This window comes from Pseudomonas sp. 67(2021), from assembly GCF_017491835.1.
Lineage (GTDB): Bacteria > Pseudomonadota > Gammaproteobacteria > Pseudomonadales > Pseudomonadaceae > Aquipseudomonas > Aquipseudomonas atacamensis.
This window is the reverse complement of sequence record NZ_JAFGYL010000008.1, coordinates 120,564-137,778: the sequence shown is the minus strand read 5'-3', so window position 1 is coordinate 137,778 and position 17,215 is coordinate 120,564. Positions and strand designations below refer to the sequence as shown.

The following is a 17,215-nucleotide window of genomic DNA, read 5'->3' as shown; positions in this document are numbered from 1 at the left end:
GAGCCGTTAGCGCAAAGTCGAGTGTGGCAATGTGTTGCGATGTGCTATTTCAAGGCATGCTTGTTTCAAATCATTTTCGAGAGGCCGTCATGTTCAACGCCATCCTGATCGACAAAGACGACAGCGGTTATCGCGCCAATCTTCAGCAAATTGATGAGCAGCAACTGCCCGAAGGCAATGTCAGCGTGAACGTCGCGTACAGCACCCTGAATTTCAAAGACGGCCTGGCGATCACCGGCAGCAGCCCGGTAGTACGCAAGTTTCCCATGGTGCCGGGGATCGATCTGGCGGGGACTGTCGAGTCCAGTTCCCATGCTGATTTCAAGGCGGGCGATCGGGTGCTGCTCAACGGTTGGGGCGTCGGTGAAAGCCACTGGGGCGGACTGGCGCAAAAGGCCCGGCTCAACGGTGACTGGCTGATTCCACTGCCCGAAGCTTTCACCCCGGCGCAAGCCATGGCCATCGGCACCGCCGGCTACACGGCGATGCTGTGCATTCTGGCGCTGGAGCGCCATGGCGTGACGCCGGATCACGGTGAAGTGTTGGTCACTGGCGCCAACGGCGGGGTCGGCAGCTTTGCCATCGCCTTGCTCAGCAAGTTGGGATACCGCGTGGTGGCATCCACCGGCCGCGTGTCCGAGCATGAATATCTGGAGCAATTGGGCGCTGCCGAAATCATCGATCGAGCCAGCTTGTCCGAACCGGGCAAGCCATTGGCGAAGGAGCGTTGGGCGGCGGTGGTCGATTCGGTCGGCAGCCATACATTGGCCAACGCTTGCGCCAGCACGCGTTCGGAAGGCGTGGTTGCGGCATGCGGGTTGGCGCAAGGCATGGATTTCCCGGCCTCGGTAGCGCCGTTCATTCTGCGCGGCGTGACGCTGGCTGGAATCAACAGCGTGACCCAGCCCAAAGCACGCCGTATCGAGGCCTGGGACCGACTGGCCAGGGATCTGGATTTCTCTTTATTGCAACTGATCAGTCAAGAAATCAGTTTGAGCGAAGCCCTTGAGGCTGCGCCCAAACTGCTCGCCGGGAAACTGCGGGGCAGGGTGGTGGTCGACGTCAATCGTTGAGTTCGCGCTCAAGCAGTTGGCGTTTGCGCTCGACGCCCCAGCGGTAGCCGGAAAGGTTGCCATCGCTGCGCACCACGCGGTGGCAGGGAATCGCCACCGCCAGGCGGTTGGCCCCGCAAGCCTGGGCCACGGCGCGCATCGAAGTCGGCGCGCCGATGCGTTGTGCGATTTCGGCATAACTGGCGGTGCGGCCTGCGGGAATCTCCCGCAGCGCCTGCCAGACGCGCTCCTGAAACGCCGTGCCGCGTATATCCAGCGGCAAGTTCAGGCCTTTCGCCGGTGCTTCGACAAAGCCGACGACGCTGGCTATCAACTGTTCAAATTCGCGGTCGGCGCCGATCAGGTTGGCCTTGCGAAACTGATCCTGCAGGTTGCAGACCAGTTGATGCGGATCGTCTCCCAGCAGAATCGCGCAGATCCCACGTTCGCTTTGCGCCACCAGAATCGCCCCCAGCGAGCATTGGCCAACGGCAAAGCGGATGTCGTTGTTCTGCCCGGCGGCGCGGTAATCGGTGGGTGTCATGCCGAGCAGTTGATCGGCTGATTCGTAGAAACGGCTGTTGGAATTGAATCCGGCGTCATACAGCGCGTCGGTCACCGAGCCGCCGTCCGCCAGGCGCGCACGCAGCTTGCGTGAACGATGCGCCATGGCGTAAGCCTTGGGCGTCAGGCCTGTCGCAGCTTTGAATACTCGATGGAAATGAAAAGGGCTGAGGCCCGCGCTGGCGGCGAGGCTGTCGAGCGCGGGCAACGTCTCGGACGCTTCGATTTGCCGGCAGGCCGCTGCGATGATCGCCGCGTGCTGCGCGTCATTCTGGTCCTTGCTGGCGCGTTTGCTTGCCCGGTATCCCGCTGCTTCGGCCATTTCGGCGGTGTCGAAAAACTCGACATTCTGCGGTTTGGGCAGGCGCGCAAGGCTGCTCGGTCGGCAATAAACGCCGGTGGTTTTTACTGCGTAGACAAACTGCCCGTCCGCACGCGGATCGCGCGCCACCACGGCGGCCCAGCGTGGATCGTCTTCAGTTCTGATCGTCTTCGAAAGCGTGTCCATGAGAGGGAATCCGTTGACCTGTTTGAGTCAGGTTAACCAGCATCGTAACCCGCGACACTCCGCGCCTTGCGGTCAAACTTTTACTGATCGCCAGCAACGCGGAAGGTGATGTTGATGCGCCGTTCGCCCAAGAGCGGGTGCTGGCCGGGTTTGATTGGCAGCACGCCGTGATAGCGCAGACGGTCCACGCCGCCCCAGACCACCATGTCGCCATGCAGCAGCGGGATGCGCCGGGTTTTATCGCTGCGTTCGAAACCGCCGAACAGAAACATTGCCGGCAACCCCAGCGACAACGAAACGATGGGCGCGGCATAACCCTTTTCGTCCTTGTCCTGATGCAGCGACATCTTGGCGCCGGGGACGTATTGGTTGATCAGGCAGGAGTCGGCCTGAAAACCCGGGAAGCCGGCGCGTTTCGCCGCCTCGTGGGCCAAATCGGCAAACACCGCCGGCATCGATGGCCAGGGCAAGCCGCTGAGTGGATCGACGCTGGAATAGCGGTAACCGCTGCGATCAGTGATCCAGCCCAACTGCCCGCAACTGCTGGTGCCGACCGACATGCTGAAACCGCCGGGCGTGACCATGTGGCGTAGCGGGGCGGCGGCAAGAATGGCTTCGAGCTCGGTCAGCAGTTGCTCGACCTGCGGCAAGGCGAATCCGCGCAGCACCCACGATTGTTCGCCGATCTGCTCGGCGCGGGCTTGCTGTACGGGTTCGTTGTCGGCGAACAGGTCAAACGTGGTCGGTTGCATGATTCAGTTACAGCGCTTTGCTGACCTTGATGTCACTGAGTTCTTCGTCAGCGTGCATTTTCTTCAGCGCCGCTTTCGCTTCCTCGTCAGTGCCGGTTTCCAGCTCGGCGAATTCGAAACGCTGTTCACCGTCCAGTTTGTACTTGATCACGTATTTGGTTTTTTGCGCCACGGTCATGTTTCCCTTTCAGAATAGGCTGTGCGTCTCAGCTCAGTTTAGTGCTGGAGCGACGGATGATCTTGATCGAGTGGGTCAGCGTCGGCTTGCGAGTCACGCTGATTGCGCGGCGGTTGACGGTGTCGATGGTGATGTTCCAGAAGCCGGTGCTCGGTGCGGTGATGCGTGCCGGAAACGTGTCGAACGCGCCACCGTGGTAAGTGTGACGGCCGCCGTTTTTGAAGCTGCGGAAGTTGGCGTCGTTCATCAAACGGATGTTGCACATCTGCGAGCATTGGATGACGACGATGTCGTCTTCGTTGAGGTGCTCGCGCTGGTGAATGAATTTCATGGGCGCCTCCAGAAGGGCTTTTTCTACTAAATCAAAACGATAGCTTGTCGATGGGCGCAGTTTATCAGCCCGCACGGGTTATTATCTGGCCGTCGGGCGTTGCTTTGACAAATTTTGAACAGAACTTCGCCATGGCAGGCGGGTTAAATGCACAAGACCCCGGAGAAAAGCGGCATTTGTGCTGTCGGACGGTCTTTGACGGAGGATTCATATGAAGTGGGGTGTGGTGTGTGTGCCGTTGATTCTGGCGATGGCCGGTTGTGCAAATGTTTCCGAAATCAATGAAACACTGCCAACCATGAGCGTGATCTCCGGCAAAAAGCCTCAGGAGTATGCGCAATGCCTGACCGACAAGCTCGCTGACAGTCGCGGCGCGTTGCAGGTGCAGCCGCAGAAGGACGGAGTACGAGTCATCGTCCCGGGCAAGCTTTCTTCAGGCCCGGCAGCCGTGTTTGATATCGAAGATCGCGCCGGCGGCAGCAGCATCAAGCTGCATGAGCGCATGTCCAATGTGCCGGTTCGCCCTCACGATGTACAGAAAGCCGCGAACGCCTGTATTTCCGGCTGATAGACTAGCGAACATCAGCACCCGATGCCGTCACAGTCCTGCTGTGGCGGCATTGTCATTTATGGAGTCGTGATGAAGCGAGAGCATGTGCGGGAGCGCCACGCAGAGGGCCTTATCTCTGCCACCCATGTCATCCAGAACCCGGCGAATCCCGGTGAATGGATCGTGTTTTTCAAGAAGAGTGCAGGTCGCAGCTACTTTTTGGTGGATGACAATGACGAAGTCGAGTCCTTCAATCGGCTCGATGATCTGATCGAGGTCGTCCGTGGCCTCGGGATCAAGTTCGCCGAAATCCACATGTAAGGCTTACTTGCAGACGACCACGACGTTGCGGGTCTTGTAATTGCCAACGTCAACGCCGAGGGTTTTGTCATCTTCCTTGGGCGCCGGCGTGCCATCGGTGCCGACGATGCGATAACCGGTGCCAGCGCAGGAGGCATCGGCCTTTTCGTAGCACATGGCCCAGGAGTTGGCTTCGCCGGAACAGTCGATGCTCAAACCCTGTTCGCCATTGTTCAGATAGGTGGGCTGCGAAGTGGCACAGCCGCTCAATACCAATACCGCGAGAAGCGGCTGCAGTTTGTTCAGGTTCATGGTTACGTGATCTTCAGTTGGGGGACTGGATGCTCTGACAGCGCCGCGATGAAAAGGTTATAGCGATTGGCCACTTGTTTGCCAACAAGGCACAAAAAAGCCCTGCGTTCTGGCAGGGCTTGGCGCAAGTGCTGGCAGGATCAGTCCTGATCTTTGCCGCGGCGCTTGGAAGAAGCAGGTGTATCGGTGAACACCGAGGCTACATCCGTCGCCATCTGCTCGCTGTCGAAAGGCCCGGCGATATGTTCGCCATTAGTGGTTGTCAGCGTCCACTTGCCGTCTTTCTTGTCGATCACATACCCGTTGATGATTTTTACCGCAGCCATCTGGTCATTCTCGTTCGGTGGTTCAAAGGCGCCATGATAGCGGCAAATGCTCGCATTGGGGGCTGATAAGCGTATGGTGATCCTGTTTGCCCGGATCTTGAGCTACGCTGACTCCGCCGCTGAAATACCCGGATGGAACTATCCGCGCGAATATTTCTCTATGTTGGCATTGGTTAGCCAGCGCGGGGCATTGTAAGGCGCACGCCGCCTGATTAGACTGCCTCGAAACTCGTACACACAGCCTTTTCAAGGACTTATATGATCAAGAAATGCTTGTTTCCAGCAGCCGGTTACGGCACTCGCTTCCTCCCAGCGACCAAAGCCATGCCTAAAGAAATGCTGCCGGTGGTAAACAAGCCACTGATCCAGTACGGCGTTGAAGAAGCACTGGACGCGGGCCTGACTGAGATTTCCATCGTCACCGGCCGTGGCAAGCGTGCTCTGGAAGACCACTTCGACATCAGTTACGAGCTGGAAAACCAGATCAAGGGCACCGACAAGGAAAAGTACCTGGTCGGTATCCGCAAGCTGTTGGACGAGTGCTCGTTCTCCTACACCCGTCAGACCGAAATGAAAGGTCTGGGCCACGCAATCCTGACTGGCCGCCCGCTGATCGGTGACGAACCGTTCGCCGTGGTTCTGGCGGACGACCTGTGCGTCAACATCGATGGCGACGGCGTGCTGACCCAGATGGTCAAGCTGTACAAGCAGTTCCGTTGCTCGATCGTCGCCATCCAGGAAGTCGATCCGCAGGAAACCAACAAGTACGGCGTAATCGCTGGCGAAATGATCCGCGACGACATCTACCGCGTACACAGCATGGTCGAGAAGCCTAAGCCGGAAGACGCGCCGTCGAACCTGGCGATCATCGGTCGCTACATCCTGACCCCGGACATCTTCGACCTGATCGAACAGACCGAGCCAGGCAAGGGCGGCGAAATCCAGATCACCGACGCCCTGATGAAGCAGGCCCAGAACGGCTGCGTGATGGCCTACAAGTTCAAGGGCAAGCGTTTCGACTGCGGTGGCGCTGAAGGCTACATCGACGCGACCAACTTCTGCTTCGAAAACTTCTACAAGACTGGCAAAGCTTACTGATAGCGTTTGCCTCGTCTGCAAAAGAAAGCCACCTCCGGGTGGCTTTTTCATTTTCCGCCCTTATATGGATGGCAGTGCTTGCCCAATGGATGACTGCGGGTATGCTGATGGCCTGCCGAGGAGATAGAAATGGCCTACGATTTTGACCTTTATGTGATTGGTGCCGGTTCCGGCGGTGTGCGGGCTGCGCGGTTTGCCGCCGGCTTCGGGGCGAAAGTGGCGGTGGCCGAGAGCCGTTACCTGGGTGGCACCTGTGTCAACGTCGGTTGCGTGCCGAAAAAGCTGCTGGTCTACGGCGCGCACTTTGCCGAGGACTTCGAACAGGCGTCCGGTTTCGGCTGGAACCTGGGCGAGGCCAACTTCGACTGGGCCACGCTGATCGCCAACAAGGATCGCGAGATCAATCGCCTCAACGGCATTTATCGCAATCTGTTGGTCAACAGCGGTGTGACCCTGCACGAGGCGCACGCGAAAATCGTCGGGCCGCACGAGGTTGAGGTCAATGGCGAGCGCTACACGGCAAAGAACATTCTGATTGCCACCGGCGGCTGGCCGCAGATCCCTGAAATCCCGGGGCATGAGCATGCGATCGGTTCGAACGAGGCGTTCTTCCTGAAAGAGTTGCCCAAGCGTGTGCTGGTGGTTGGCGGCGGTTATATCGCGGTCGAGTTCGCCGGGATTTTCCATGGCCTCGGTGCCAACACCACGCTGCTGTATCGCGGCGATCTGTTCCTGCGTGGTTTCGATGGGGCGGTGCGCAAACACCTGCAAGAAGAATTGACCAAGCGCGGCCTCGACCTGCAATTCAATGCCGACATCGCACGCATCGACAAACAGGCTGACGGTAGCTTGAAAGCAACGCTCAAGGATGGTCGTGTACTCGAAGCCGACTGCGTGTTCTACGCCACCGGCCGGCGTCCGATGCTGGACAATCTGGGCTTGGAAAATACCGATGTGCAACTGGACGACAAGGGCTTCATCAAAGTCGACGACGAGTACCAGACCACCGAGCCGTCGATTCTGGCGCTGGGCGACGTCATTGGTCGCGTGCAATTGACACCGGTCGCGCTAGCCGAAGGCATGGCCGTGGCGCGGCGTCTGTTCAAGCCGGAGCAATACCGCCCGGTGGACTACAAGATGATTCCGACCGCCGTGTTCAGCCTGCCGAACATCGGCACAGTCGGTTTGAGCGAAGAAGAAGCGCGCGATTGTGGCCACGAAGTGGTCATTTTCGAAAGTCGCTTCCGGCCGATGAAGCTGACCCTGACTGACTGTCAGGAAAAAACCCTGATGAAGCTGGTGGTCGACGCCAAGACCGACAAGGTGCTTGGCTGCCACATGGTCGGCCCGGACGCTGGCGAGATCGTGCAAGGTCTGGCGATCGCCTTGAAAGCCGGCGCGACCAAGCGCGACTTCGACGACACCATCGGGGTGCACCCGACGGCTGCCGAAGAGTTTGTGACCATGCGCACGCCGGTCAGCGCTTAAGCGTCCTTCGCTTTGGTCGAATCTGGCGCTGCCGCAACGGCAGCCGCCAGACGCTGGCTCTCTTCCAAGCTCGCCTGAGCCTTGAGCAACTCCTTTTCCAATGACTGATTGAGCTGCGTCTGTTCGTCGACGCTCTGCTTGAGCGCCTGGCTTTCCAGCGTCGCGACGCGCAGACGTTCCTGGAGGAGGGTGCGCTCGCTATCCGTGCGCGTCGCCTGCTCGAGCAATTGATCCTGCCGCTGATTGCTCTGCTTGAGCTGATCCTGCAACAAGTTCAGCTCGCGCTGGGTGCCACGGTTCTCGGTGAGCAGACGTTCGTTGTCGCGGTGCAACTGTGTGATCTCATCCTGACGCACCAGTGCACTCTGCTGAGCTTGACGCAGTTCCGCCTGAATCTGCTGAAGCTGCCCTTCATGGCGGGACTGTTCCTGCTCGCGCTGTTCCTTGGTGGCGTTACGGTAATGCTCCAGCGCATCGCGGGCGTGCAGGTGTTTTTCTTCCAGTGAGCGGATCTGCTCGTCCTTGTCCTGCAAGCGCAATTCAAAATCGGCCAGTGCCTGGTTGAGACCGGCGTTGCGCGTCTGTTCGGTTTGCAGCATCGAGCGGGTGTTACTCAGCGCCTCGGATTCGCGTTGCAGTGCGGCGCCTTGAATGTCGTGATCGTGCTCGAGTTTTTCCAGCGCCTGGCGAACCTGTTGCAGCTCGGTCTCCAGTGCTTCGCGTTGCTCTTCGAACTGTTCGCGGGCTTGCTCGATGGGCTCCTGCGCCTGTTCTTTCAGGCGCTGGGCGAGGCGAGAGACGAGGGCGGTCAGCTCATCATCGATCGGTTCTGCTGACGTTTCTGCTGGTTGTGCGCCGTCATCCAGTTCTTTCAGGTAGCGATGGATCGTGGTTTTCGAGCCGGTGTTGCCCATTTCGATGCGTACTGCATCGATGCTTGGGTGTTCGCCGCGAGCCAGGATCGCTGTGCGCGCGATTTGCACCAGTGCTTTGGTAATGCCGCCACGGGCCATGTGAACTCCTACGATTACGTACTGTGGTACATGCCACTACAGTACGCAGTGTACCATGCTGAAAATATAGGTAAATATTTGAATTAAAACACACGGGATATACTGGTATTACCCAATGTCAGGCGGCAAAATGCGCAACTGCATGAGTGAACCCGTACGCCAGCGAGAAAACTGCCATGAGCGACATCGATCGATATCTGCAAGCCGCCACCCGCGACAACACTCGCCGCAGCTATCGCATGGCGATCGAGCACTTCGAGGTGACGTGGGGCGGATTTCTGCCGGCTACTGCCGACAGCGTTGCGCGCTATCTGGTGGAGCACGCTGGCGTGCTGTCGATCAACACTCTGAAGCTGCGTCTGTCGGCACTGGCGCAGTGGCACAACAGTCAGGGTTTTGCCGATCCGACCAAGGCGCCAGTAGTGCGCAAGGTGTTCAAGGGCATTCGTGCTTTGCACCCGGCGCAGGAAAAACAGGCTGAGCCGCTGCAACTGCAGGATCTGCAGCGCGTGATCGATTGTTTGGAGCAGGAGGCGCAGACCGCCCGCCAGGATCAGGACCGCCCGACGTTGCTCAAGGCTTATCGGGATCGTGCGCTGATTTTGCTGGGCTTCTGGCGCGGCTTTCGCAGCGATGAGTTGTGCCGCCTGCAGATCGAGCATGTGCAGGCGAGCGCTGGCAAGGGCATCACTTTGTATCTGCCGCGCAGCAAGGGCGACCGGGAAAACCTCGGGCAGACCTACCAGGCCCCGGCGCTGCTCAAGCTGTGCCCAGTGCAGGCCTATATCGATTGGATTACAGAGGCTGCGCTGGTACGCGGCGCGGTGTTCCGCAGCATTGATCGGTGGGGCAATCTGAGCGAGGAGGGCCTGCACGCCAACAGCATCATTCCGCTGCTGCGCCAGGCGTTGCAGCGCGCCGGGATTGCCGCCGCCAACTACACCAGCCATTCACTGCGGCGTGGCTTTGCCACATGGGCGCATCAAAGCGGCTGGGATCTAAAATCACTGATGAGTTACGTTGGCTGGAAGGACATGAAATCCGCCATGCGCTATGTTGAGGTAAGCCCATTCCAGGGAATGGCTCGGATTATGGATAAGCCGGATCAAGCGTAGAGATCGTTTTCTTCTATTAATACAGTCAGCTAATAGCGAAAACAAATCAGCAGCATCAGGTTTGCCAATGAGCCTTCCGTCGAGTGAGTGGGTAGGATTCACCCATCAACTTCATAACCCCTGACGGAGAGTCATCGATGCCTATCATCAACAGCCAAGTAAAACCGTTCAAAGCTACCGCGTTCAAAAACGGCGACTTCGTTCAAGTCTCGGATGCTGACTTGAAAGGCAAGTGGTCCGTAGTGTTCTTCTACCCAGCCGACTTCACTTTCGTTTGCCCAACCGAGCTGGAAGACCTGGCCGACAACTACGCTGAGTTCAAGAAGCTGGGCGTGGAAATCTACAGCGTTTCGACCGACACCCACTTTGCTCACGCTGCCTGGCACAACACTTCGCCAGCCATCGGCAAAATCGAATACACCATGATCGGCGACCCGACCCACGTCATCTCGCGCAACTTCGACGTGCTGATCGAAGAAGCTGGTCTGGCTGACCGTGGTACCTTCGTGATCAACCCTGAAGGCCAGATCAAAATCGTTGAACTGAACGATGGCGGCGTTGGCCGTGACGCTTCCGAGCTGCTGCGCAAGATCAAGGCTGCTCAGTACGTCGCTGCACACCCAGGCGAAGTTTGCCCGGCCAAGTGGAAAGAAGGCGAGGCCACTCTGGCTCCGTCGCTGGACCTGGTCGGCAAGATCTAAGTCTGTGACATGCAACGCAGGGCGGCACGCCGCACCTTCTTAAGTTAGCTGCACCGCCCAATAAAAATGCCCGGGCGAGATTCGCTCGGGCTTTTTTTCGCCTCAAATAAAGGAAATCGCCCGTATGTTGGACGCCAATCTTAAAGCCCAGTTGAAATCGTACCTGGAACGGGTCACCCAACCGATCGAGATCGTTGCATCCCTCGACGACGGTGCGAAATCCCGTGAAATGCTGGACCTGCTGAAAGACGTTGCCAGTCTTTCGAGCCTAATTACCCTGATCGACAGCGGTGACGATGCCCGCAAGCCATCGTTCTCGATCAATCGCCCTGGAGCCGACATCAGCCTGCGTTTCGCCGGCATTCCAATGGGCCACGAATTCACCTCCCTGGTGCTGGCCCTGCTGCAAGTCGGCGGCCACCCGTCGAAGGCCAGCGTTGAAGTGATCGAGCAGATCCGCTCGCTCAAAGGCGAGCTCAGCTTCGAGACTTACTTCTCGCTGTCTTGCCAGAATTGCCCCGACGTCGTTCAGGCGCTCAACTTGATGGCCGTGCTCAATCCGAACATCCGCCATGTCGCCATCGACGGCGCGCTGTTCCAGGACGAAGTCAACGATCGCAAGATCATGGCCGTGCCGAGCATTTACCTCAACGGCGAGAACTTCGGCCAGGGCCGCATGGGCCTGGAGGAAATCCTCGCCAAACTCGACACTGGCGCGATTGAGCGTCAGGCCGAGAAAATCAGCGCCAAGGAAGCCTTTGACGTGCTGGTTGTTGGTGGCGGCCCCGCTGGTGCTTCGGCGGCCATTTATGCTGCGCGTAAAGGCATCCGCACCGGTGTCGCGGCTGAGCGCTTTGGCGGTCAGGTGCTCGACACCATGGCCATCGAGAACTTCATTTCCGTGCAGGAAACCGAAGGGCCGAAACTGGCCACGGCGCTGGAAGAACACGTCAAGCAGTACGACGTCGACATCATGAACCTGCAACGCGCCGACAAGCTGATCCCGGGCAAGAACGGTGAGCTGCATGAAGTCCACTTCGCCAGCGGTGCAACTTTGAAAGCCAAGAGCGTGATCCTGGCGACCGGCGCGCGCTGGCGCGAAATGAACGTTCCGGGCGAGCAGGAATACCGCAACAAGGGCGTGGCGTACTGCCCGCACTGCGACGGCCCGTTGTTCAAAGGCAAGCGCGTGGCGGTGATCGGCGGCGGTAACTCCGGCGTTGAAGCGGCCATCGATCTGGCCGGTATCGTGTCGCACGTAACGTTGCTGGAATTCGACGTGCAACTGCGTGCCGATGCCGTGCTGCAACGCAAGCTGCACAGCCTGCCGAACGTTACCGTGATCACCAGTGCGCAAACCACTGAAGTCACCGGCAATGGCGAGAAGGTCAACGGCCTGCGTTACAAGGACCGCACTACGGATGAACTGCGCACGGTAGAGCTGGAAGGCATCTTCGTGCAGATCGGTCTGCTGCCGAACACCGATTGGCTGAAGGGCACCATCGAGCTGTCGCCGCGTGGCGAGATCATTGTCGATAATCGTGGCGAGACTTCGATCTCGGGGATCTTTGCAGCGGGTGACGTGACGACTGTGCCGTACAAGCAGATCGTGATCGCAGTGGGCGAGGGCGCCAAGGCTTCGCTGAGTGCGTTCGATCACTTGATCCGGACTTCGGCCCCGGCGTAACTGCCAGGTCGAAAACGAAAAAACCCATGAGCGATCATGGGTTTTTTATTGCGCGTGGAAAGCCACCCCTCACCCCAGCCCTCTCCCGAGGGAGAGGGAGCCGACCGAGGTGTCTGAAGTCATCCATCGACCTGAGAGAGCCGGTCGATTATGGATTCACCGCCAATCGTTCAAGTCGGCGTGATTCTCCAATATCCCGCAATCAGTCCCCTCTCCCTCTGGGAGAGGGCTAGGGTGAGGGGCTTTCAGCTTTTACAGCGGCGCAGGCTGAATGATTTCGACCCAGTAGCCATCCGGATCCTTGATGAACGCCAGGCTCTTCATCCGGCCATCGGTCAGACGCTTCTGGAAATCGCAACCCAGCTCTTCAAACCGTGCACACGCAGCGACGATATCCGGCACTGAGATGCAGATGTGACCGAAACCGCGCGGGTCGGTGTTGCCGTTGTGATAGGCGAAGTCGGCATCGTTTTCGGTGCCGTGGTTGTGGGTCAGTTCGAGAATGCCCGGGATCGATTTCATCCATTCGGTACGCGCAGCAGCGTCGGCCGGGATCTGTGATTTATCGACCAGCGCGAGGAAGTACAGGCTGAACTCGGCTTCCGGGAAATCACGCTTCTCGACCAGCGAGAAACCCAGTACGCGGGTGTAGAAATCCAGCGACTTAGTGATGTCCTTCACGCGCAGCATGGTGTGGTTGAACACGAAGTTGCGGGTTGCGCTGTCTGGCGTGGCAGTCACGCCGGGGAAAGTGTTCAGTTCGTTGAGGCTCATGGGCCCTCCAATAACAATGGGCGAGTGAATGGGCGCAATGATACGCATGCCGGCCGGCATCGCCAAATGCAAGGCGGGCTTGCCCTGCGCGAAGGCGGGGCTCAGACTTTGCTTTCTATCCATGAGTGCGTCCGGCAATGATCCGACTGTTGAAATCCGTGTTTGTTTTTTTTGCTTTGTCGTCGGCTGTGGTTTTACCCGTAATGGCCGAACCAAGTATCACTTGGCCGACGGGCTGGGAGGTTGAAGCATTGCCGGAAACCGCGCCGCCAGTCTCGCGGCAACGGGCGGTGAAGCTCGATGCTGATGGCAATCAGGTGATGGTGATGGAGTTGACGATGACGCAAGTGGAGGCGGGGCATCAGGTCAATTTGCAAGGCGTGCTGCTGGAAATGCGCAAATCGATCCAGAAGGATTTCTTCCGCAGTGGTTATCAGAGCGTCTGCAACAGAATTCATCCGGCTGCGCTCGGCTCATTGTCCGGGCTGGAGACGACCTGCACGGTCACCGAGAACGGTCGACACGTATTATCACAAACGTTGGTGGCAGCTGTGGAAACAGACAAGGCTTACGTACTTTCATATGCCGGACAGGCCGAGGTTTATAAGGCGAGCGTCGACGATATAGAAGCGGCGCGCAACAGCCTGAAATTATAAACGTTCGTACTAACTCGCAGCAGTCCGCTTACCGGAAAGGATTAAGCACATAGTTTGATCAAGCGCTCGAGGTAACATCGCGCAGCAAAATGTTTAGCCTGATGATTCAGAAGCGTTACACAAATTTCCAACTTGTTCGATGAAAATCATTTCATTTGTTAGATATTGTCAATAAAAAAGCCCTGCATCAGGCAGGGCTTTTTGTTGGCGTCAGATTAACCGCGCAACCATGAATCCACGGTGGCTGCACCGTACTGCTCTTTCCAGGCTTTCAGACCGCGATGGTTGCCGCCCTTGGTTTCGATCAGCTCGCCCGTGTGCGGGTTCTGATAAACCTTGACCACGCGGGCGCGGCGGGTCTTGGGCGCTGCGGACTGCTGCAGACCGGACTTTGCCGGGTTTGGATCAAGGATGGCGATGATGTCTTTCAGGCCTTTGCCGTAGGTTTTCATCAGTCCCTGGAGCTTTTCTTCGAATTCGATTTCTTTCTTCAGCCCGGCATCGTTCTTCAGCGATTCCAGCTGTTTGAGCTGTTCCTGAAGGGCCTTTTCAGCTGCGCGAAATTCAGCGAGTCTGGACAATATCTTTACTCCAATAGTGTGTTTGGCTGATACCAACCGCAAACAAAGCTATAAGCCAAGAGCCTGGAAGCGACTCGGTGATAATTGGCTCACCTGCCAGTCTGGCTCAGGTTGAAAAAATTGTAGTAGTTAATGCGACAAGAGTAAATCCTGATGTTGTCGCCATGTAACAACAATGACTTTTTGTATCAATTTGGTGCGGTTGTTCGGCGGGCAGTGTCGGCGATTTAATGATGAGTTAATGCTTCAAGGAAATCAGCGCCAGGCATCGGTCTACCGTACAAATAGCCCTGCAAAAAGTTAACGTTATGCTCGGTCAGGTAATCAGCCTGGGCCTGAGTTTCGACACCTTCGGCAACAATGCCCAAGTCCAGTTTGGCCGACAGTTCAATGATGGAGTCGAGAATATGCCTCGATAACGCGTCTACACCGATCATGGCCACGAAGCTCTGATCGATCTTTAGAAAGTCGACGTTGAAGGTGCGCAGATAACCAAGGCTCGAGTGCCCGGTACCAAAGTCGTCGATCGCGATTTTTACTCCCAGTGCATGCAATTGCTCAAACAGCTTAAGCGTGATGTCGCTCGGCTCGATCAGTTCGCGCTCCGTCAATTCCAGCACCAGTTCGACGCTGCCGGGCGCAAACGCCGCCAAGAGGTCACGACAATCCTCGACCAGATCCAGATCCTGGCAGTGGCTGGCGCTGATGTTGATGCCGATATGGAAAGGCTTGGCGAAGTTCACAGAGTGCGGTCCCAGCAGGGCCGCAGTCTGTTGCATCAGCGCGCGGGTCATCGGCACGATCAGACCTGAGTGCTCGGCAAATGGAATGAACAGATCCGGGCGTACCAGCCCCTCTTTCGGGTGATTCCAGCGCATCAGCACTTCGGCACCCGACCATCGCTTGCTGTCGCCGTGAACCACGGGCTGGAAGTACGGAATGAATTCCCCGGCCTCGAGTGCGCGCATCATTTCGTGGCTGGGCGAGGTCGATCGCTTCTGAACGAAGTGGCCAATGGCTCCGGAGATTGCGCCGAAGAAAATCAACAGACTGAACAGCGGAGGATATTCAGCCGCCATGTAACGCCGGACTTCGCCCTTGGGGAAACCCGCCGACACTTTGAAACCGTAACGCTCGGAATCCAGCAGGCTGTGCGCGACCGGCGGGGCAGGCAGTGATCCCTGATGAACTTTGCCGTCGGCGGACAGCCAGTTATCGCCGACTTGCAACGTCAGTAATGTCTGGCGGCCGATCAGGCGCAGGATGTTGCTCAAGTGATAGCCATCCAGTGTGGTCAGCGCGCCACCACGACCGTCGCTGAGACGGTAGATCAACAATGCCGTATCAGGCGTCACCGGATTGCCGTTCATCAACCACAGTTTGCCTTGATGATAGTCCCCGGCATTGACGGCTTCCTGGAACGCCCCGAAGAGTGAGCTGCAGTAGAGATTGTTGTCCCAGACCAGATTGGTCGAGCGTACGAAGGGGCGGCGGGTCACTTGTTCGCGCAGGGCCAGTTTCACCTCTTCGCAATTTTTCCCGGCAAGCGGCAGCAGGACCCGAGCGGCTTCTGCCGTGTTATCGAGCATCAAATCGAACTGTCGCAGCGCTTGTTCGGCCGTTTCCCCGGCACTTTGCTGCAGTGTGCGTTCTGCCTGCATATAAAGAATCCCACTGCCCAGTACGATCGGCAGCAGACCGCTGAGCACAGTCACGACGATGCGGGTCCTGCGTTTGCGGCGGGGTCTGTGGGTCAGCGGCATGGACACATCCTGTGGCGTCGAAGTCCGGCCCGATAAAAAATTGAGCCAGAGGGGAGAATAGATCGCAGATGGCTCTTGCGCCGTACGAAAAAAAGCGGATTTTATACAGAGGGCAGACAGGTCTCGTTACGCTGTGTAGAATCGATTTACGCATACAATAATAATCGTCTTCTGGCAGCAGAAGCCTCGCCCGCAAGAGCCTTGGGTCGACAATGAAGATATTCGGGTTCCAACTGATCTACGGAGACTTCCTCGCGCGCAGCGTGCGTGGCATCTCCTGTGCGCCTCCCTCTACATCACTTTCCTGACAAATAACCCTGGTTAATTGATAAGAAATGATGAGGCGTCACCATGGCAGATTTATACGAAAACCCAATGGGCCTGATGGGCTTTGAGTTCATCGAGTTCGCAGCGCCGACTCCTGGCACGCTGGAGCCGATCTTCGAGATCATGGGCTTCACCAAAGTCGCGACCCACCGTTCCAAGAACGTGCACCTCTATCGTCAGGGCGCGATCAATCTGATTCTCAACAACGAACCCAACAGCGTCGCCTCGTACTTCGCCGCCGAACACGGCCCGTCCGTTTGCGGCATGGCGTTTCGCGTGAAGGATTCGCAGAAGGCCTATTCCCGCGCACTCGAACTCGGCGCTCAGCCGATCCACATCGAAACCGGTCCGATGGAGCTTAACCTGCCGGCGATCAAAGGCATCGGCGGCGCGCCGCTGTATCTGATCGACCGTTTCGGCGAAGGCAGCTCGATCTACGACATCGACTTCGTGTTCATCGAAGGCGTTGATCGCAATCCGGTCGGTGCCGGCCTGAAGATCATCGATCACCTGACCCACAACGTTTATCGCGGTCGCATGGCCTACTGGGCGAACTTCTACGAGAAGCTGTTCAACTTCCGTGAAATCCGTTACTTCGACATCAAAGGCGAGTACACCGGTCTGACTTCGAAAGCCATGACCGCACCGGATGGCATGATCCGCATCCCGCTCAACGAAGAGTCGTCCAAGGGCGCCGGGCAGATCGAAGAGTTCCTGATGCAGTTCAATGGTGAGGGTATCCAGCACGTCGCGTTCCTCACCGACGACCTGATCAAGACTTGGGATCAGCTGAAGAAAATCGGCATGCGCTTCATGACCGCGCCGCCGGACACCTACTACGAAATGCTTGAAGGTCGCCTGCCGAACCACGGCGAGCCGGTCGATCAGCTGCAATCACGCGGCATCCTGCTCGACGGTGCCTCGGAGCAGGGCGACAAGCGTCTGCTGCTGCAGATCTTCTCGGAAACTCTGATGGGGCCGGTGTTCTTCGAATTCATCCAGCGCAAGGGTGACGACGGTTTCGGCGAGGGCAACTTCAAGGCTCTGTTCGAATCGATCGAGCGTGACCAGGTGCGTCGTGGTGTGTTGACCACCGAGTAATCTGAAATGAAAAAATCCCGGCCTGCAGAAATGCAGCG

At 57.7% G+C, this 17,215-nt stretch carries 20 protein-coding genes; 10 read left to right on the top strand and 10 right to left on the bottom strand.

Features of this window, described 5'->3' with window-relative positions; genetic code table 11:
- Positions 1–89 precede the first annotated feature (89 nt).
- A complete protein-coding gene (locus J5M66_RS12975; protein WP_207808926.1) occupies positions 90–1,073 on the top strand; it encodes an MDR family oxidoreductase in 984 nt (327 codons plus the stop codon).
- Here J5M66_RS12975 and ada read toward each other — a convergent pair.
- The 4 genes from ada to J5M66_RS12955 form a co-directional block, all read right to left on the bottom strand.
- On the bottom strand, positions 1,063–2,124 hold the full coding sequence (ada, locus tag J5M66_RS12970; RefSeq protein ID WP_207808924.1) for a bifunctional DNA-binding transcriptional regulator/O6-methylguanine-DNA methyltransferase Ada: 1,062 nt from the start codon (positions 2,122–2,124) through the stop codon (positions 1,063–1,065). The two genes, J5M66_RS12975 and ada, sit on opposite strands and share 11 nt — an antisense overlap.
- A gap of 80 nt (positions 2,125–2,204) precedes the next feature.
- On the bottom strand, positions 2,205–2,876 hold the full coding sequence (gene alkB / locus J5M66_RS12965; protein WP_122704144.1) for a DNA oxidative demethylase AlkB: 672 nt from the start codon (positions 2,874–2,876) through the stop codon (positions 2,205–2,207).
- 7 nt (positions 2,877–2,883) lie between these two features.
- The gene (locus J5M66_RS12960; RefSeq protein ID WP_016774926.1) at positions 2,884–3,054 is read right to left on the bottom strand and encodes a hypothetical protein; all 171 of its coding nucleotides are present in this window, start codon (positions 3,052–3,054) and stop codon (positions 2,884–2,886) included.
- 28 nt (positions 3,055–3,082) lie between these two features.
- Entirely contained in the window at positions 3,083–3,385 is a 303-nt protein-coding gene (locus J5M66_RS12955; protein ID WP_007912251.1) for a DUF1883 domain-containing protein, read from the bottom strand.
- A gap of 211 nt (positions 3,386–3,596) precedes the next feature.
- Here J5M66_RS12955 and J5M66_RS12950 point away from each other — a divergent pair, with 211 nt between their 5' ends.
- Both J5M66_RS12950 and J5M66_RS12945 read left to right on the top strand, forming a co-directional pair.
- Positions 3,597–3,953, top strand: a complete 357-nt coding sequence (locus J5M66_RS12950; protein ID WP_071172600.1) for a hypothetical protein — start codon at positions 3,597–3,599, stop codon at positions 3,951–3,953.
- 72 nt (positions 3,954–4,025) lie between these two features.
- Complete coding sequence (locus J5M66_RS12945; protein WP_016774924.1) at positions 4,026–4,256, top strand: hypothetical protein; 231 nt, start codon at positions 4,026–4,028, stop codon at positions 4,254–4,256.
- Positions 4,257–4,259: 3 nt separating this feature from the next.
- Here J5M66_RS12945 and J5M66_RS12940 read toward each other — a convergent pair whose 3' ends face one another.
- Both J5M66_RS12940 and J5M66_RS12935 read right to left on the bottom strand, forming a co-directional pair.
- On the bottom strand, positions 4,260–4,547 hold the full coding sequence (locus tag J5M66_RS12940; protein ID WP_071172599.1) for a hypothetical protein: 288 nt from the start codon (positions 4,545–4,547) through the stop codon (positions 4,260–4,262).
- 140 nt (positions 4,548–4,687) lie between these two features.
- The gene (locus tag J5M66_RS12935; RefSeq protein ID WP_016774922.1) at positions 4,688–4,873 is read right to left on the bottom strand and encodes a hypothetical protein; all 186 of its coding nucleotides are present in this window, start codon (positions 4,871–4,873) and stop codon (positions 4,688–4,690) included.
- A gap of 258 nt (positions 4,874–5,131) precedes the next feature.
- Here J5M66_RS12935 and galU point away from each other — a divergent pair, with 258 nt between their 5' ends.
- Positions 5,132–5,971, top strand: coding sequence for a UTP--glucose-1-phosphate uridylyltransferase GalU (gene galU / locus J5M66_RS12930; protein ID WP_024013124.1), 840 nt, complete (start codon positions 5,132–5,134; stop codon positions 5,969–5,971).
- A 129-nt stretch (positions 5,972–6,100) separates the two neighbouring features.
- Entirely contained in the window at positions 6,101–7,459 is a 1,359-nt protein-coding gene (gene gorA / locus J5M66_RS12925) for a glutathione-disulfide reductase (protein WP_206422078.1), read from the top strand.
- Here the strand turns inward: gorA and J5M66_RS12920 are convergent.
- Positions 7,456–8,472 (bottom strand): DNA-binding protein, encoded by a 1,017-nt coding sequence (locus tag J5M66_RS12920; protein WP_207808922.1) that lies wholly within the window; start codon positions 8,470–8,472, stop codon positions 7,456–7,458. The two genes, gorA and J5M66_RS12920, sit on opposite strands and share 4 nt — an antisense overlap.
- A 176-nt stretch (positions 8,473–8,648) precedes the next feature.
- On the opposite strand from J5M66_RS12920, the gene J5M66_RS12915 reads away from it, so the two are divergent.
- The 3 genes from J5M66_RS12915 (at position 8,649) to ahpF (ending at position 11,975) form a co-directional block, all read left to right on the top strand.
- Positions 8,649–9,587, top strand: a complete 939-nt coding sequence (locus tag J5M66_RS12915) for a site-specific integrase (protein ID WP_130901588.1) — start codon at positions 8,649–8,651, stop codon at positions 9,585–9,587.
- Between the two features lie 137 nt (positions 9,588–9,724).
- Positions 9,725–10,288, top strand: a complete 564-nt coding sequence (gene ahpC, locus J5M66_RS12910) for an alkyl hydroperoxide reductase subunit C (protein ID WP_016774916.1) — start codon at positions 9,725–9,727, stop codon at positions 10,286–10,288.
- Between the two features lie 124 nt (positions 10,289–10,412).
- The gene (ahpF, locus tag J5M66_RS12905) at positions 10,413–11,975 is read left to right on the top strand and encodes an alkyl hydroperoxide reductase subunit F (protein ID WP_207808919.1); all 1,563 of its coding nucleotides are present in this window, start codon (positions 10,413–10,415) and stop codon (positions 11,973–11,975) included.
- Between the two features lie 252 nt (positions 11,976–12,227).
- On the opposite strand, the gene gloA is transcribed toward ahpF, so the two are convergent.
- On the bottom strand, positions 12,228–12,749 hold the full coding sequence (gloA, locus tag J5M66_RS12900; RefSeq protein WP_207808916.1) for a lactoylglutathione lyase: 522 nt from the start codon (positions 12,747–12,749) through the stop codon (positions 12,228–12,230).
- A gap of 137 nt (positions 12,750–12,886) precedes the next feature.
- Here gloA and J5M66_RS12895 point away from each other — a divergent pair, with 137 nt between their 5' ends.
- Positions 12,887–13,405: a DUF4946 domain-containing protein gene (locus J5M66_RS12895; protein ID WP_136492573.1), complete on the top strand. Its 519-nt coding sequence runs from the start codon at positions 12,887–12,889 to the stop codon at positions 13,403–13,405.
- 215 nt (positions 13,406–13,620) lie between these two features.
- Here the strand turns inward: J5M66_RS12895 and J5M66_RS12890 are convergent, their stop codons facing one another.
- Together J5M66_RS12890 and J5M66_RS12885 are read right to left on the bottom strand one after the other, a co-directional pair.
- On the bottom strand, positions 13,621–13,986 hold the full coding sequence (locus J5M66_RS12890; RefSeq protein WP_016774912.1) for a histone-like nucleoid-structuring protein, MvaT/MvaU family: 366 nt from the start codon (positions 13,984–13,986) through the stop codon (positions 13,621–13,623).
- Between the two features lie 227 nt (positions 13,987–14,213).
- Positions 14,214–15,749 carry an EAL domain-containing protein gene (locus J5M66_RS12885; RefSeq protein WP_207808915.1) on the bottom strand — a complete coding sequence of 512 codons (1,536 nt, stop codon included), beginning with the start codon at positions 15,747–15,749 and terminating at the stop codon, positions 14,214–14,216.
- Positions 15,750–16,100: 351 nt separating this feature from the next.
- Here J5M66_RS12885 and hppD point away from each other — a divergent pair, with 351 nt between their 5' ends.
- A complete protein-coding gene (gene hppD, locus J5M66_RS12880; protein ID WP_016774910.1) occupies positions 16,101–17,177 on the top strand; it encodes a 4-hydroxyphenylpyruvate dioxygenase in 1,077 nt (358 codons plus the stop codon).
- Positions 17,178–17,215 lie beyond the last annotated feature (38 nt).